Genomic DNA, 14,432 nt, shown 5'->3' on the forward strand with positions numbered 1-14,432 from the left:
AGAAGTTGCTGTTTGATTTCAACTTCCAAATCTTGGTTGAATGGAGTTGCATCAACTCTTTCACCTTCAAGACATCCTGCTTTACCTGCAACCATCTCAAGCACTTGTCCAATGGACATCCTGGATGGAATCGCGTGAGGATTAACTATCAAATCCGGTACAACACCGAATTCAGTGAATGGAATATCTTCAGGAGATAATATTAAACCAACAACCCCTTTCTGACCGTGTCTTGACGCAAATTTGTCACCAAATTCAGGTTGTCTTGTATCTCTTACTCTAATTTTTGCTAATCTTGAACCTTCAACAGTTTCTGATAAAAGAACTGCATCAACAATACCTTTTTCACCATGTCTTACAGTTACGGAAGTCTCTCTTCTCCTATCAGCAACAGTACCGAAGTCCTCTTCTAAAAATCTTGGTGGTGAAGTTTTACCTATCAATACATCACCGGATTTGACTTCGGATTCTGGGTTTACAACACCGTCATCATCGAGGTTTCTGTAAGCCTCTTCGGAACGGTATCCTTTAATGTTCTTATCAGGCACTTCAAATTTGTCTACTTGTCCACCAGCATATCTCTTTTCTGAAGTATCATATGCTCTGAAGAAAGAAGACCTGGCCAAACCTCTTTCAAGAGCTCCTTTGTTGATGACCATTGCATCTTCCATGTTATATCCTTCATAAGACATTAAAGCCACAACAAAGTTTTGACCGGATGGTCTTAAATCATAATTAGTTGAATCGATAATACGTGTTTTAACAATTGGAGTTTGCGGATGATGCAATAGGTGTGCTCTGGTATCAGTACGTAACGCATAGTTTGAAACATATAAACCTAAAGCCTGTTTTGTCATTCCCGCTTCCATAGTATTCCTTGGAGAGGAGTTGTGATCAGAGAATGGAATAATTCCGGCACAAATTCCAAGCATAGTGGCCGGGTCAATTTCCAAGTGAGTGTGCTCATCATCTTCAGCGTCCAAATCTGCTAAAGACATTGCAATGTAGGAATTTTCTTCTTCCTCAGCATCCAAGTACTCAATGAGGCCGCTTTCTATCAAATCATCCCATTTCAATTTTCCTTTAGCTACTTTATCTAAATGTTCTTCTTTAAGAAGAGGAATTCCATCTTTAACAATGATTAATGGCCTTCTTGCTCTACCTGGATCATTAAATATGTAAATTTCATTATTATCTTCATAATAAGTAATATTCATTTCATGGGAGATTTCACCATTTCTTCTTTTTTCTCTCATTTCTTGAGTAAACTCAACAGGATTTTCACAAGCCCCGAGAAGTTCACCGTTTATATAAATTTTACACTTTTGCAAAAAATTTCCCCCTATTCAATCAATACATCCATACTTTCAATAACATCTATAATTTCTTGTTCATCAGAACCTTCAGAAATATTACACATCAACGCTAAATTCTTTACCAAACCACAGTTAGGTCCCTCAGGAGTTTCGTTTGGACATATTTTACCAAATTGAGTTGGATGTAAATCTCTTGCTTCAAAGTGAGGTTGGCTTCTAGTTAACGGAGATACAACACGTCTTAAATGAGAAAGGGTACCCATGTAACTTGTTCTATCTAATAACTGACTAACACCAGCTCTTCCACCTACCCAATTACCGGTAGCAATAGCATGCTTAATATTTTCAGTTAAAACATCACTACGAACAGCTTGTTTAATTGAAAGTTCTTTTCCACGAGAAAGACTTCTTTCAAGTTGATAACTCATATCTCTGGTTAAATTAGTGAAAGCCACTCTGAATAAATCTTCCATTAAATCCCCAGATACTCTGAGTCTTTTGTTAGTATAATGGTCTTTGTCATGAGGTTCTCTTTTTTGTTCAATAACTTCTAATAACATTTCAGTCATTTCAGCCAAGTAAATAGCCTTATCATAACATCTTTCTTGCTCAACTCCCATATGAGGCAATAAATAACGGTTGATTACGTCGGTAGCACGTTTGGTACGGTAATCATTAGGCATGTTCTTAGCTACTCTGTTACCTATATATCTGATGGCAGCATCTTGCATGTATTCTCTTCTTTCTTCAGGAGTCATGCTATCCATTTCATTCTGGTCTAATTTCAAAGAATCAAGTGAAACCTGAATATCATCCGCAACCATCATTTGGAAGTTGTTATCATCAGAAATCGCTTCGATGATTTCTTGGTCTGTTGCCAATCCAAGTGCCCTCAGCAAAATCACAAGTGGAATTTCTCCAGGAAGGTATGGGAAAGAAATTCTTAAAAATACTCCATTTTTACGTGGTTTTTTATATTCTAAAGTAATTCTTGCTCTAAAACCACTTTTGATTGAAGTAACAACAGCTTTGGCATGTCTGTCTTCAACCTCATCCAAACGTTCAAGAATGATTTTGTTCGGAGCGATTTCTTCCATTGTAACAACAGCCCTTTCAGAACCGTTTACAATGAAGTAACCTCCTAAATCTTGAGGGTCTTCATGTTTTTCAATTAATTCTTCAGCAGTAAGACCGTTAAGATGGCAAATATCTGATTTAAGCATTACAGGCAATTCACCTATGTATACCTCTTCTAAAGGATTATCTTCACCTTCTTCATTTAATGCCATTTCAAGATACATATCTGCGGAATAATTTAAATTTCTAAGTCTAGCTTCAGTCGGGTCAATGATACTGCTTGACCCATCTGCTTCTTTATTAGATGGTTTCTCAATACGAACTTTACCAGTTTTTAAAGTGTATTTTCCATCATCTAATGTAATAGGATCGGTAATATCAATAATATTTTGAATCCTATTATTTACAAAGTCATTATATGATTTAATGTGGTGATCCACTAAATCATATTTATCGAAAAATGCATCAACTAATTTCCAATTGTTCTCTGTCATGGACTTCCTCCAGCATTTACGTAAACGCAATAAAAATAATTAACTAAATAAAAATAAACATTGAGATTAGGTGAAAACCTAACAATTAATTCATTTAATCATTATTCTTAATTTACTCATAACTATCTCCTATAAGATAATTCCTCTCAAACTAAGTTAAATTTATTATAATGAATTTCTAAAAAACAAAAAAACACAGAAATTATATAATTAAATTTCACTACTCTAAAATTATATTAAAAGATTAATCCTCTACTATCCTATATGTAACAAACACACCAGCAGTCTGACTTTCACGAGTAATCCTTAAAACATCCCCCGGTTTAGCACCGATAGCCTTAACTACCGGATCTTCAGATTTAATTTTAGGAAGATTTTTAAAATCATACTCGACATCACTAAATTCATCAGCTATCTCATCTTCGGACATGATTTCATGTGTTGGTACTAGCATATGTTCTTGGATATCAATTTTCAAATTTTTTCCTCCAGATAGAAAAGTTAAAATATAAAATTAGAAACAGGCCTGACGGGAATTGAACCCGCGGCCGCCTGGTTAAAAGCCAGGCGCTCTGCCAGACTGAGCTACAGGCCTATATGACTTATACACATACTATTTAGCATTTGAAGCGCCCTGGCCGGGATTTGAACCCGAGTCGCGGGCTCGACAGGCCCACATGATAGCCCCTACACCACCAGGGCAGAAACACTTAAACAGTATCATGTAATGTACTATCAATACTATAAATTTAATCATATATAAATGTTTTGGAAAAATCAAAGTTTTTCCTAAAAAATGACATATGACAACAAATAAATAGATAATGAAATCCCGCCTGCCGGACTTGAACCAGCAACATTTGGATCTACAGTCCAACGCTCTGCCAAATTGAGCTAAGGCGGGTAAATGGGTCCGCCCGGATTTGAACCGGAGTCTCAGGCTCCCAAAGCCCAAAGGATCGACCAAGCTACCCTACGGACCCACATACAAATATGTATGTAGATAAGATACTAATAATAATCTATGTATTCTTATATATAAGTTTTACTATAATCTATAAAATTCCATCAAAAAAACAAATATAAAAACATAAATTAAAAGCCCCGGACGGGAATTGAACCCGCGACCACGAGATTACAAGTCTCGCGCTCTACCAGACTGAGCCACCGAGGCTTAGCTCTATATTATAGAACAATGTAAAATATGTTAAAAGTACTTTAAATACTTTACTATAAAACACAAAAATCATGTAAAATATTTAAATACAACATCATTTATAATTAATAATCATGACAAATAATGAAAAAGAGTTATTGGGAAAAATGGAAGAAACATTAACTAAAATCAAAACAAAAAATCCATTAACCCACTGTATAACAAATTCAGTGACAATAAATGACTGCGCAAATGCAGTTCTTGCAATCGGCGGATCACCCTTCATGGCAGAAGATGCAGAAGAACTTGAAGAGGTAGTGACAATAGCGGATGCCTTAGTAATAAATATCGGAAAATTAAGCAAAGAACAGATAAACTCCATGAATGTCAGTGCCAAAGTTGCAAACGATACGGATACTCCAATCGTGCTCGATCCCGTTGGAGTTGGTGTGACAACCCTCAGAAACAAAACAACATTAGATTTAATAAATAATTATAAAATTGAGGCAATCCGTGGAAACATTAGTGAAATTAAAGCAATAGCCAAATTAATTGGAGTTATTGATGAGAATAATGCTGCAAAAGGAGTTGACGTGAATATTGATGACATAATCACTGAAGAGAATCTTGCAGCAAACGGAGAAATAATAAGAGAAGTTGCAAATATGTTGGACACAACAATCCTTGCCAGTGGCCCCATAGACATCTTAAGTGATGGCGAAACCACAATAGCCATTGACAATGGCGATGACATGATGCCTCTGATTACAGGCAGCGGATGTATGTTATCTTCCATTGTAGGTAGCTGTGTTGGGGGGTCCAGCCCATTAGAAGGAAGTTTGCTTGCGATTCTTGCAATGAATCTTGCAGGTGAAAAAGCAAGAGCAAAAGTAGAAGAAAAAGATGAAGGAACAGGCTCATTTAGAGCATATCTAATTGACTACCTTTACAAAACCAATGCAGAAAGCCTAGTCAATGAATCAAACATCAAGATATTATGAACAAGATAGATTTATCCCTTTATTTGGTAACGGACAACAGTGACGATGTAGAAAAATTCCTCAATACCATTGAAGAAGCAATCAAAGGAGGAGTTAGTGTAGTGCAGATTAGAGAAAAAACTGCGGACACATTGGATTTTTATAATCTGGCTTTAAAGGTCAAGGAGATTACCACAAAATACAACATTCCATTAATCATTAATGACAGGGTGGATATCGCATTGGCCATTGATGCAGATGGAGTTCATGTTGGGCAATCTGACCTGCCTTGTGATGTTACAAGAAGATTAATCGGATCCGATAAGATTTTGGGCATCTCAGCGGCCACAATCGATGAAGCGAAAAAAGCTGAAATTGATGGTGCTGATTACATTGGAACAGGTGCTGTGTTTCCAACAGCAACCAAGGATGATGCTCCTTCCGTTACAAAAGAAGAATTAAAAGAAATTGTCGATTCCATAAGTATTCCTGTTGTTGCCATTGGAGGCATCAATTTGGAAAATGCACATGAACTAACAGATACTGGAATCGCAGGATTATCCGTTGTCAGTGCAATAATGAGTTCTGATAATCCCAAAAAATCATCTGAAAAGCTATTAAAAATATTTAATAGCTAATTTTCTTATTTTAAAAAAAGAATATAAAAAATAAAAATTATTTTTTACAATTTTTTAAAGCTTCCACAGCAGCCAATTCTTTACCTGCAAGCATGCTGATACAAGCTCCACCACCACTACTCAAGTGACTCATATGGTCTTCCAAACCAAGTCCTGCAGTAGCGGCCGCAATATGTCCTCCACCGATTAATGAAAATCCTTCAGAAGTGGCCATTGCATTAATTAAATCTTCTGTACCCATTGAAAATTTAGGGTCTTCAAAGACACCAGCAGGACCATTTGCAAAAATGTATTTTGCATCCCTGATTTCACGTGCATAAAATGCAATAGTCTTGATACCAATGTCAAAAATGGATTCATTTGGAATTTCATCAGAATCAATGTCTACTCTATCACCATTAATTTCACAAGCCACATCAATTGGATATTTGACTTTATCGCCAAATCTTTCAATTAGCTCTTTGGATTTCTCAACCATGTCTTCATATCCTCTGCTGGCTATGAAATCTCTATTGACTTGACCAATATCAAATCCTGCAGCCCATAAAACAATATTTCCAACGATTCCTGTTGTTAAAATTGAATCCGCAGTCCCATTACTCAATACATTTTCCATAACGTCAATGGAATCATCAGGTTTCATTCCACCAAGTAAAAATACACAAGGATGTTCCACATTATCCAGCGCCTCTTGAATTACGGTCAATTCCTTTTCCATTACACGCCCCGCAGCTGAAGGGGTGTTTACTGTAAAACCGACCAATGATGCCTGAGATCTGTGGGCCGCTGCAAATGCATCATTGACAAAATAATCAATTAATGGGGATAAATGCCTTACAAGCAAAGTCTTTGATTGTTCTTCGGGATTTCTTGAAAGAGTTTCTTCAGAAAAGAAACGTGCATTTTCAAGCAGTAAGATTTCATGGGGTTTGAGACTTTTAATAGCTTCTTTAGCAGCATTGGAAAACAATGAATCAATGTATTTTACTCTTAAATTTAGAATATCTGATAGGGCTTCAGCATGTTGGGATAAAGTTGTGAAATCTTTTTTTCCTGGACGACTTTGGTGTGCTAGAAGCACTACTTTAGCCCCTTTATTGGATAACTCTTTAACTGTCTGTGCATGTAATTTTAATCTTGTATCATCCAATATAATTCCGGAACTTGGATCCACGGGAGCATTAATATCAATTCTGACAAGCACAGTTTTATTTTCAACATCAAAATCATCAATTGTGTTAAATTTGCTAGACATAATCTCACTTTGAACCTTTATAACTTACTCACCAAATCAAGTAAAGCATCCTTTGGACTTTCAGCTTTAATAATTCCGGATGCCAGCAATACTCCATCTGCACCCAAATCCATAGCTGCTTTCATATCATCACCGGTTGTAATGCCTGCACCACATAAAACCTTAATATTTTTATTAATGGCTTTAACCTCTTTTACAGTGTCTTCAACAACTTCAGGTTGCGCTTGAGATACAGGAATGCCAGTGCCAATTAATTCTGGAGGTTCAACAGCAACAGCATCAGGCGCCAAAGCAGCCACCGCTTTTGAAGTATCGATATTATTAGTACATACACAAGATTCAATTTCATTGGTTCTGCACAATTTTATAACTTCATCAATGTCAGCCAATTTCATCCTATTTTCAGAATGGTTAATTAAAGATCCGCTAATTCCCGCATCAATCAGGGTATTGATTAAGTTAGATCCTGTGTGTCCTCCCGGAGAGATTGGGTCAATGTGTTGGGCAAAAATTGGAAGAGATGTCTCTTCACTAATCCTATAAATATCCGCTGCCTGAGGTGCTGCAACCATAGTGATTCCAGATTCATTAGCAGCGCTTTCCAAGTCATGTGCAAGTTCCAAAGCCTTCATACCACTTGATTCCAAATAAGTTTTATAATTTAATATCACAATTGGTGTGTCCATATAAATCCCACAAAAACTTTTATGATTAAATATTTGATTTACATATTAAATAAATTTATGATTATTTTTCTCCAATTCAGTTAATTTGAATGATTAAAAAAAATGTATATACTAGCTCAACTAAAAATAAAACTGATTTTATGTCATTTAACAAAAGCCAAATAGAAAAATTAGAAAAAAGCGGATATCGATTTGTAGGCAAACATGGTCATGCTGCCGTTAAAACATGCCACTGGACACGTCAAAGTATTTCTGACAAAGGAGTATGTTATAAAGAAAAATTCTATGGAATCAAGTCCCACAGATGTTTGCAAATGTCTCCTGCAGTCCCTAACTGCCAACAGGAATGTGAATTCTGTTGGAGGGATTTGACTTATACCCAGACAGATTGGGAAGATGATGAATACGATGACCCAAAAACCATAATCGATGAAGCCATAAAAGCTCAAAATAATTTACTATGCGGATTTTATGGAAACAGCAAAGCAAATAAGAAAAAACTTGAAGAAATGAAAAATCCAAATAACGCAGCAATTTCCCTTGCCGGCGAACCAACCCTTTATCCTAAAATTGATGAACTGATTGGAGAATTTAACAAACGCGGGTTTACAACATTCGTAGTCAGCAATGGCCAGTGCGTTGACAGACTAAGAAATCTTGAAAATGATCCATACCAACTATACCTTTCATTAGATGCTCCTGATGAGAAAATATTTAATAATGTCTGTAGACCTAGAATTAACGATGCTTGGAGTAATTTAAACGAATCTCTTGAAACATTGTCCAGTTTTAACTCCCGCACATGTATACGAAATACATGTATTCGTGGAAAAAACATGGAAAAACCTGAGGAATATGCTAAATTAATCCAAAAGGCAGACCCTGATTTTGTAGAAGTAAAGGCATATATGTATGTCGGCTCATCACGTGAAAGATTAACACTTGACAACATGCCGCGGTTTAGCGAAGTCAAAGAATTCGCTCAAAAAATAGGTGATGAATGCGGTAAAAAAATAGTAAATGAATCTGAAATCAGTCGTGTTGTTTTGCTTGAATAGCCACATTACGTCCAATATCAAATGCATTTTCTAAATCTTTTGGAAAACGTGTTTTTCTAATATGTTTTCTCTCTTTTTCGTCAAAAACATCTGAAACATATTTCGAATAGTCCTTGAATTGATATGTTTCATATACATAGAGATGTTCAGGTTTAGCAAACACCATGCTCATGCCCATTTCGAAGTGGTCATGGAGATTGTGATATCCGATTTGGTGTGAAAGCTCCTCGGAAGCATTCATAGTGTATATGCAAGCCAAAGGCATTTTTTTATGTTCCACACTTTCGGTTTTACTGTAGGCTACAAAGGGAAACATGAATCTTTCCAAAAAGCACCTCATATTTCCACTAACATCACTAAAGTAGATAGGCGAGCCTAAAATGATGCCATCAGCCTGAACGATTTCATCAAGAATAGGTTTTAAATCATCCTTTTGAACGCATCTGCCATAATGTCTCCCATTAATTCTTTTGCATGCAAAACAGCTCATGCATCCATGAAATGGAAAATCATATAAATCTATCCTCTCAGTTGAAGCATCCGGGAAAACAGATTTGATGCCTTCCAAAGATTTATCTAACAATTGAACAGTGTTGCAATTCTTTCTTGGAGAACCGTTAATGGCAAAAAACTTCATTTATTTACCTTCTGCTTTCAGTTCTTCACAGAGCTCAACAGCTTTTTTAGCTGCCTTTTCCATTGAAGTTTCATATGGAATTCCAGCCTCTTCCAAAATCCTTTGGCCTTCCTCTTCATTGGTACCAGTCAATCTGATTACAATATGAACTTTATGGTCGGCATGCTCTAAAGCTTTGATTACTCCCCTGGCGACATCATCAGCTTTAGTGATTCCACCTAAAACATTTAAGAATACAACCTTAACAGGGTCATAGTTCAATACTATGCTTAAAGCCTGGTTAATGATCTGCTCTGAAGCTCCACCACCAATATCCAAGAATGTGGCAGGTTCGCCGCCGTTGAGCTTAATCATATCCATTGCAGTTAAGGTTAAACCTGCACCATTACCTATTACGGCAATATCTCCATCTAATTGTACAAAGTCCACCGCTTTTTTCTTATAGTTCATTCTTTCAACTAAATCTTCATGTCTAAACAATGAATCGTTTTCAACAACCAATTTAGCATCGGCGGCAATTAATCCATTAGGAGTTAAAACCAGTGGGTTGATTTCAGCGGTATCAGCATCATATTTTGTAAATACCTTATACAATTTCCAGATTATATCCCCCATAGGAGAAATTAGCTCAGATGGAACGTCCATCTTACGTGCGACTTCACGTGCTTCGTACGGTAAAAAATCAAGCAAAGGATTTGGATAGTATCTGATAATTTTTTCAGGGTTTGTTTTTGCCAAGTTTTCAATTTCAACCCCACCTTCTTTACTTGCTAAAATTACAGGCCTTCTTGCACCTCTGTCAACTGAAACGGTTACGAAAAATTCATTTAAGATTTCGGCTTTCTCTTCAATTAACAGGTGGTTTACCTTTTCACCTTTAATTTCCATTCCTAAAATTTCATTAGCTACCTTCAAAGCTTCCCCAGGATTGTTTGCAAATTTGACACCACCTGCTTTACCTCTACCACCAGTTAAAACCTGTGCTTTAACAACTACAGGAACGTTCATCTCTGAAGAAATAGCCATTGCCTCTTCAGGATAATTTGCAACATGTCCTTCTAAAATTGGGATTCCTTCCTTGTGAAAAATTTGTTTTGCTACGCTTTCAAAAAATCTCATTATAACACCTATTCCGCTAAAGCATATCCTGCTTCAAAAGCTTTAATATTTTTCTCTTCAGTTCCTTTAGGAACGCTTGCTTCAATAGCTTTGATAGCCGCTTCCTTGGATATAACTTTAGTAATTTTTGTAATGGCTCCCACCATAACAATGTTTGCTACGATTTTAAGTCCAATTTCATCGGTAGCAGTTTTTGTTGCAGGAGCTTCATAAACTTTAATATTATGCTCATCTATAAATTCTCTAACGTCTTCAACATCAGTTGTTCCAGGATCAACAATTAAAGTCCCTTCATCTTTCAAATCCACAATATATTTCATTAAAGCTTCGTTGGACATCGCAACTAAAATATCAGGACTTTCAACTTTAGGATAGTCAACTTTAGTGTCACTGATAACAACTTCACATTTAGAAGCTCCACCACGAGCTTCAGGACCATAAGATTGGGTTTGGACAGCTTCCTTCTCATCAAAAAGACTTGCAGATTTACCTAAAATGATACCCGCAAGAATAATTCCTTGACCTCCAAATCCACAGATTCTAATTTCAGTTCTCATTTTATCCACCTATAACTCAGATTCATATGCAGAATTTATAACAGTCTTCTTACCGAATTTTTCCACACTAATCTTATCAATGTTTTGGGTGAATTCGTCTCTTTGGGTATTTGCAAACTCACCAACAACAATTTTACCTTCCAGTTCTTTTGGTTTCATCCTGTCTGCAGCAGATTTGAATACTGTATTTGCTTTCATTACTGCAGCCATTGCAGTAGGAGTTTTCAATTTATTTTTACGACCGAAATAAGTTGGACATTGGGTTGCAACTTCAATAAATGAAAAACCAGGATTCTTTAGTCCATCTTTAATGGATAGAACAAGGTTTTCAATCTGAACGGTAGTCCATCTTGCAGAATATGTGGCGCCGGCCGCTGCAACAAGTTCGGCTAATTTAAATGGAGCATCCTGATTTCCATATGGCGCAGTTGTTCCGAAACTACCTTTAGGAGATGTAGGGCTGATTTGACCCCCAGTCATACCGTAAATATTATTATTGATACAGATTACTGTTAAATTAATGTTTCTTCTAGCCGCATGAATCAAATGATTTCCACCAATGGATGCCGCATCACCATCACCTGTAAATACAACAACATCCAAATCCTTATTTGCTGTTTTTAGACCTGTTGCAAAACTTAATGCCCTTCCGTGAGTTGTATGGAGGGAATCACAGTTTAAATAACCTGGAATTCTTGAAGAACATCCAATACCTGAAACCATTGCAATATTATCAAAATCCATTTCCGCCTTTTCCATACCTGCTAAAAATGCGTTGATAATGGCTCCGTTTCCACAACCCGGACAGAAAATATGGGGCAATCTGTCCTCTCTTAAGTAAGGGAGAAATCTATTTTGTTTATTTTCAGACATTTTAGTTTCCTCCTATTTCATCAATTTTCTCTAGTATCTCATCAGGGGTTGGCAATAAACCGCCAATTACACCCAGCAAATGAACATTTTTATCTTTAATGACGCGGTCAACTTCATAATACATTTGGCCCAAGTTCATTTCGACAACAAGAACGTCCTTTGCATTTGCAGTTAATTCCTGGATTTGTTCAACAGGGAACGGCCATGGAGTATCAATTTTGACATAACCGACTTTTTTATCTGTTTTATTTACTGCTTCAACCACAGACCTGACAGGAGCTCCATAAGAAACAATGACAATGTCTGCATCATCGCAGTTTTCACTCCTTACAGAACAGATTTTATCCCTGTTATTTAAAACCTTATCGCAAATTCTTTGAATGAGCTTATCGTGGGTTTCAGGAGTGTTGGTATCCGGATAACCTCTTTCATCGTGAGTAAGCCCAGTTACATGTATGTTAAATCCATCACCGAACGCAGGCATCGGAGTTGTTCCGTTTTCAATATTTTCAAATGGCAAATAATCCTCTGTTTTTTCAGGCCTTTTTCTGGCAACAATTTCAATATTGTCCTCTACAACAATCTTTTCTCTCATATGCCCGATAACTTCATCCGCCATTACGAATACAGGAACCCTATATTCTTCAGCTAAATTAAATGCCTTGATTGTGAAATCAAAAAATTCTTGAACACTGGACGGAGACAATGCAATCGGTTCATAATCTCCATGAGAACCCCAACGGGCTTGCATCATGTCGCCTTGTGCAGCCATGGTTGGTTGAGCGGTTGAAGGAGAACCTCTTTGAACATCAACAATGACAATAGGAGTTTCACTCATAAATGCGTATCCGATATTTTCCTGCATTAATGAAATACCCGGACCAGATGTTGCAGTCATTGATTTAGCTCCCCCCCAAGAACCTCCAATAATAGCTCCAGCTGATGCGATTTCATCTTCCATTTGGACAAATGAACCTCCAACTTTTGGCAACTCGCGAGCTAAAGTTTCTGCAACTTCAGTAGAAGGAGTAATAGGGTAACCTGCAAAAAATCTACAACCTGCAGCTATTGCACCTTTAGCACATGCTTCATTTCCTTGAATAAAAAATTCTTCAGCCATTTTTATTTCTCCTTTGTAAAATTAGGATTGAAGTTAATATCGTTGTCTTCTTTCATCCACCAATTCTCAATCAAGTCAACTGTAATAGCTTGATCAGGACATGCCACTTCACATGTACCGCATTTAGTACATCTCTCTTCAAACTTAACGAAAGGCAATTGAACTCCTTTTTTATTAGTTTCAGGAGATATTGCATATACGTTTTGATAGCACATGAATAAACAAAGATGACATCCTTTACACAAATTTTCATCAATAATAATCAATTTTAAATCTCCTAATATATTTATCGTAAATAAATATAGAACATATATTATATCTGTTATTAAGCATTTAAATATCTTGTGAGAAGAGTCAAAAAAATTTATTTAAATAAAATTTAAACTATTAATATGAAACATCTGACAACGCCAATTACCGATGAAGATTTGAACAACCTGAATGTAGGAGACCAAATCACCATTTCAGGAACCATCTATACCGGCCGTGACGCAGCACTTCCACAGCTTGTTGAATTAATTAAAGAAAATAATATTCCTTTTGACTTGAATGGAAGCATCATAATGCATACTGCATTTAGCGAAGCGGGAATTGCCCCAACAACAAGCAATAAGGAAGAAATTGAATCAACAATACAAATTTTGAGTGAAAATGGCGTGAAAATTCACATCGGAAAGGGAATGCTAAGTGACAAAACCGCCAATGCATTGAATGAAAACAATTCCATTTTTGTTGTGACACCACCTGTTGCAGCATTGCTGACAAGCAAAGTACTTAAAAAAAAGTGCGTTTTATTTGAATGGGAAGGCATGGAAGCCATGTTTAAGTTAAAAGTAGATAATATCCCTGGGATAGTTGCCATTCACAATGGTAAAAAAATTTAATAAAAAAAATAAAAAAGAGTTATTGAAATAACTCAAAAATAATGAAGTCTATTCTTCATCTTCTTCTTCACTGGATTCTTCTCTTTTTTCGAATTCATCTACGAAATTAACTTTTGTGATTCCTTCAATGTTATCCCAAATGTCTTTTGCGATTCTGAATCTAGCAAAGGTAATATCCATGTAAGTTTGTTGATCGAATTTAGCCATTTCATCTAATTTGATGTTTGCAACACCATCAACTATGTCGATTTCAGTTTTGTCGATGTCAACATTAGGGTTGGAGTAGTGTAACTCAATCATACTTTTGATTTTTTCTGATTCATCTTCAATTACTTCAGTTACTTCAACATCGTAGATTAAGTCTTTACCAGCTAATTCATGGTTGAAATCAACTTTTACTCTTCCACCGTTTACGGTTAAGATTTTTCCGGTAGCGCCTTCGGATTGGATTCTCATACCTGGAACAGGAGTCATACCTTGTCTTTTGAATTCTTTCATAGGGACTAGTTGAATCATTTTAGGATCTCTTGGTCCAAATGCATTATCAGAATCAACTTCAACATGTTTGGTATCTCCTTCTTC

General features: G+C 36.3%; 16 protein-coding genes and 5 tRNA genes. 4 read left to right on the forward strand and 17 right to left on the reverse strand.

The features are described 5' to 3' along the window. The 8 genes from ACJMLZ_RS07445 to ACJMLZ_RS07480 all read right to left on the reverse strand — a co-directional run. Nucleotides 1–1,331, reverse strand: a 1,331-nt coding sequence (locus tag ACJMLZ_RS07445; RefSeq protein WP_405304996.1) for a DNA-directed RNA polymerase subunit B, incomplete at its 3' end; no start/stop codon positions are given. An 11-nt stretch (nucleotides 1,332–1,342) separates the two neighbouring features. After that, on the reverse strand, nucleotides 1,343–2,887 hold the full coding sequence (locus ACJMLZ_RS07450; RefSeq protein WP_405304997.1) for a DNA-directed RNA polymerase subunit B'': 1,545 nt from the start codon (nucleotides 2,885–2,887) through the stop codon (nucleotides 1,343–1,345). A gap of 244 nt (nucleotides 2,888–3,131) precedes the next feature. After that, nucleotides 3,132–3,365 carry a DNA-directed RNA polymerase subunit H gene (locus ACJMLZ_RS07455; protein WP_405304998.1) on the reverse strand — a complete coding sequence of 78 codons (234 nt, stop codon included), beginning with the start codon at nucleotides 3,363–3,365 and terminating at the stop codon, nucleotides 3,132–3,134. 43 nt (nucleotides 3,366–3,408) lie between these two features. Then, nucleotides 3,409–3,482, reverse strand: a tRNA-Lys gene (locus ACJMLZ_RS07460). A gap of 35 nt (nucleotides 3,483–3,517) precedes the next feature. Next, nucleotides 3,518–3,589, reverse strand: a tRNA-Asp gene (locus ACJMLZ_RS07465). Nucleotides 3,590–3,717: 128 nt separating this feature from the next. Then, nucleotides 3,718–3,791: transfer RNA gene (locus ACJMLZ_RS07470), tRNA-Tyr, on the reverse strand. 4 nt (nucleotides 3,792–3,795) lie between these two features. Beyond that, a tRNA-Pro gene (locus tag ACJMLZ_RS07475) sits at nucleotides 3,796–3,870 on the reverse strand. A gap of 117 nt (nucleotides 3,871–3,987) precedes the next feature. Then, a tRNA-Thr gene (locus ACJMLZ_RS07480) sits at nucleotides 3,988–4,061 on the reverse strand. 116 nt (nucleotides 4,062–4,177) lie between these two features. Here ACJMLZ_RS07480 and thiM point away from each other — a divergent pair. Further along, nucleotides 4,178–5,044, forward strand: a complete 867-nt coding sequence (gene thiM / locus ACJMLZ_RS07485) for a hydroxyethylthiazole kinase (RefSeq protein ID WP_405304999.1) — start codon at nucleotides 4,178–4,180, stop codon at nucleotides 5,042–5,044. Further along, nucleotides 5,041–5,661, forward strand: a complete 621-nt coding sequence (gene thiE, locus ACJMLZ_RS07490; protein ID WP_405305000.1) for a thiamine phosphate synthase — start codon at nucleotides 5,041–5,043, stop codon at nucleotides 5,659–5,661. Before thiM ends, thiE begins: the two co-directional genes overlap by 4 nt. Before the next feature lie 37 nt (nucleotides 5,662–5,698). Here the strand turns inward: thiE and ACJMLZ_RS07495 are convergent, their stop codons facing one another. Together ACJMLZ_RS07495 and tpiA are read right to left on the reverse strand one after the other, a co-directional pair. Continuing rightward, a complete protein-coding gene (locus ACJMLZ_RS07495) occupies nucleotides 5,699–6,919 on the reverse strand; it encodes a phosphoglycerate kinase (RefSeq protein ID WP_405305011.1) in 1,221 nt (406 codons plus the stop codon). 14 nt (nucleotides 6,920–6,933) lie between these two features. Continuing rightward, nucleotides 6,934–7,602, reverse strand: coding sequence for a triose-phosphate isomerase (tpiA, locus tag ACJMLZ_RS07500; protein ID WP_405305001.1), 669 nt, complete (start codon nucleotides 7,600–7,602; stop codon nucleotides 6,934–6,936). Nucleotides 7,603–7,742: 140 nt separating this feature from the next. On the opposite strand from tpiA, the gene twy1 reads away from it, so the two are divergent. After that, nucleotides 7,743–8,660, forward strand: a complete 918-nt coding sequence (gene twy1, locus ACJMLZ_RS07505) for a 4-demethylwyosine synthase TYW1 (RefSeq protein WP_405305002.1) — start codon at nucleotides 7,743–7,745, stop codon at nucleotides 8,658–8,660. On the opposite strand, the gene ACJMLZ_RS07510 is transcribed toward twy1, so the two are convergent. Genes ACJMLZ_RS07510 through ACJMLZ_RS07535 form a run of 6 tightly spaced genes read right to left on the reverse strand, consistent with a single transcriptional unit; the run spans nucleotide 8,635 to nucleotide 13,232 of the window. Next, nucleotides 8,635–9,297, reverse strand: coding sequence for a flavodoxin family protein (locus ACJMLZ_RS07510; protein ID WP_405305003.1), 663 nt, complete (start codon nucleotides 9,295–9,297; stop codon nucleotides 8,635–8,637). The two genes, twy1 and ACJMLZ_RS07510, sit on opposite strands and share 26 nt — an antisense overlap. Then, entirely contained in the window at nucleotides 9,298–10,416 is a 1,119-nt protein-coding gene (gene sucC / locus ACJMLZ_RS07515; protein WP_405305004.1) for an ADP-forming succinate--CoA ligase subunit beta, read from the reverse strand. Between the two features lie 8 nt (nucleotides 10,417–10,424). Further along, nucleotides 10,425–10,973: a 2-oxoacid:ferredoxin oxidoreductase subunit gamma gene (locus tag ACJMLZ_RS07520; RefSeq protein WP_405305005.1), complete on the reverse strand. Its 549-nt coding sequence runs from the start codon at nucleotides 10,971–10,973 to the stop codon at nucleotides 10,425–10,427. Nucleotides 10,974–10,982: 9 nt separating this feature from the next. Next, the gene (locus ACJMLZ_RS07525) at nucleotides 10,983–11,846 is read right to left on the reverse strand and encodes a 2-oxoacid:ferredoxin oxidoreductase subunit beta (RefSeq protein ID WP_405305006.1); all 864 of its coding nucleotides are present in this window, start codon (nucleotides 11,844–11,846) and stop codon (nucleotides 10,983–10,985) included. 1 nt (nucleotide 11,847) lies between these two features. Then, nucleotides 11,848–12,966: a 2-oxoacid:acceptor oxidoreductase subunit alpha gene (locus tag ACJMLZ_RS07530; RefSeq protein ID WP_405305007.1), complete on the reverse strand. Its 1,119-nt coding sequence runs from the start codon at nucleotides 12,964–12,966 to the stop codon at nucleotides 11,848–11,850. Between the two features lie 2 nt (nucleotides 12,967–12,968). Beyond that, nucleotides 12,969–13,232 carry a ferredoxin family protein gene (locus tag ACJMLZ_RS07535; protein ID WP_405305008.1) on the reverse strand — a complete coding sequence of 88 codons (264 nt, stop codon included), beginning with the start codon at nucleotides 13,230–13,232 and terminating at the stop codon, nucleotides 12,969–12,971. A gap of 126 nt (nucleotides 13,233–13,358) precedes the next feature. Between ACJMLZ_RS07535 and ACJMLZ_RS07540 the strand changes: the two genes are divergently transcribed. Further along, nucleotides 13,359–13,850 carry a fumarate hydratase C-terminal domain-containing protein gene (locus ACJMLZ_RS07540; RefSeq protein ID WP_405305009.1) on the forward strand — a complete coding sequence of 164 codons (492 nt, stop codon included), beginning with the start codon at nucleotides 13,359–13,361 and terminating at the stop codon, nucleotides 13,848–13,850. Nucleotides 13,851–13,898: 48 nt separating this feature from the next. On the opposite strand, the gene ACJMLZ_RS07545 is transcribed toward ACJMLZ_RS07540, so the two are convergent. After that, nucleotides 13,899–14,432, reverse strand: a 534-nt coding sequence (locus ACJMLZ_RS07545; RefSeq protein WP_405305010.1) for a peptidylprolyl isomerase, incomplete at its 5' end; no start/stop codon positions are given.

Origin of the sequence: Methanobrevibacter sp., assembly GCF_045126245.1 — an archaeon.
In the GTDB taxonomy this organism is placed as follows: domain Archaea; phylum Methanobacteriota; class Methanobacteria; order Methanobacteriales; family Methanobacteriaceae; genus Methanocatella.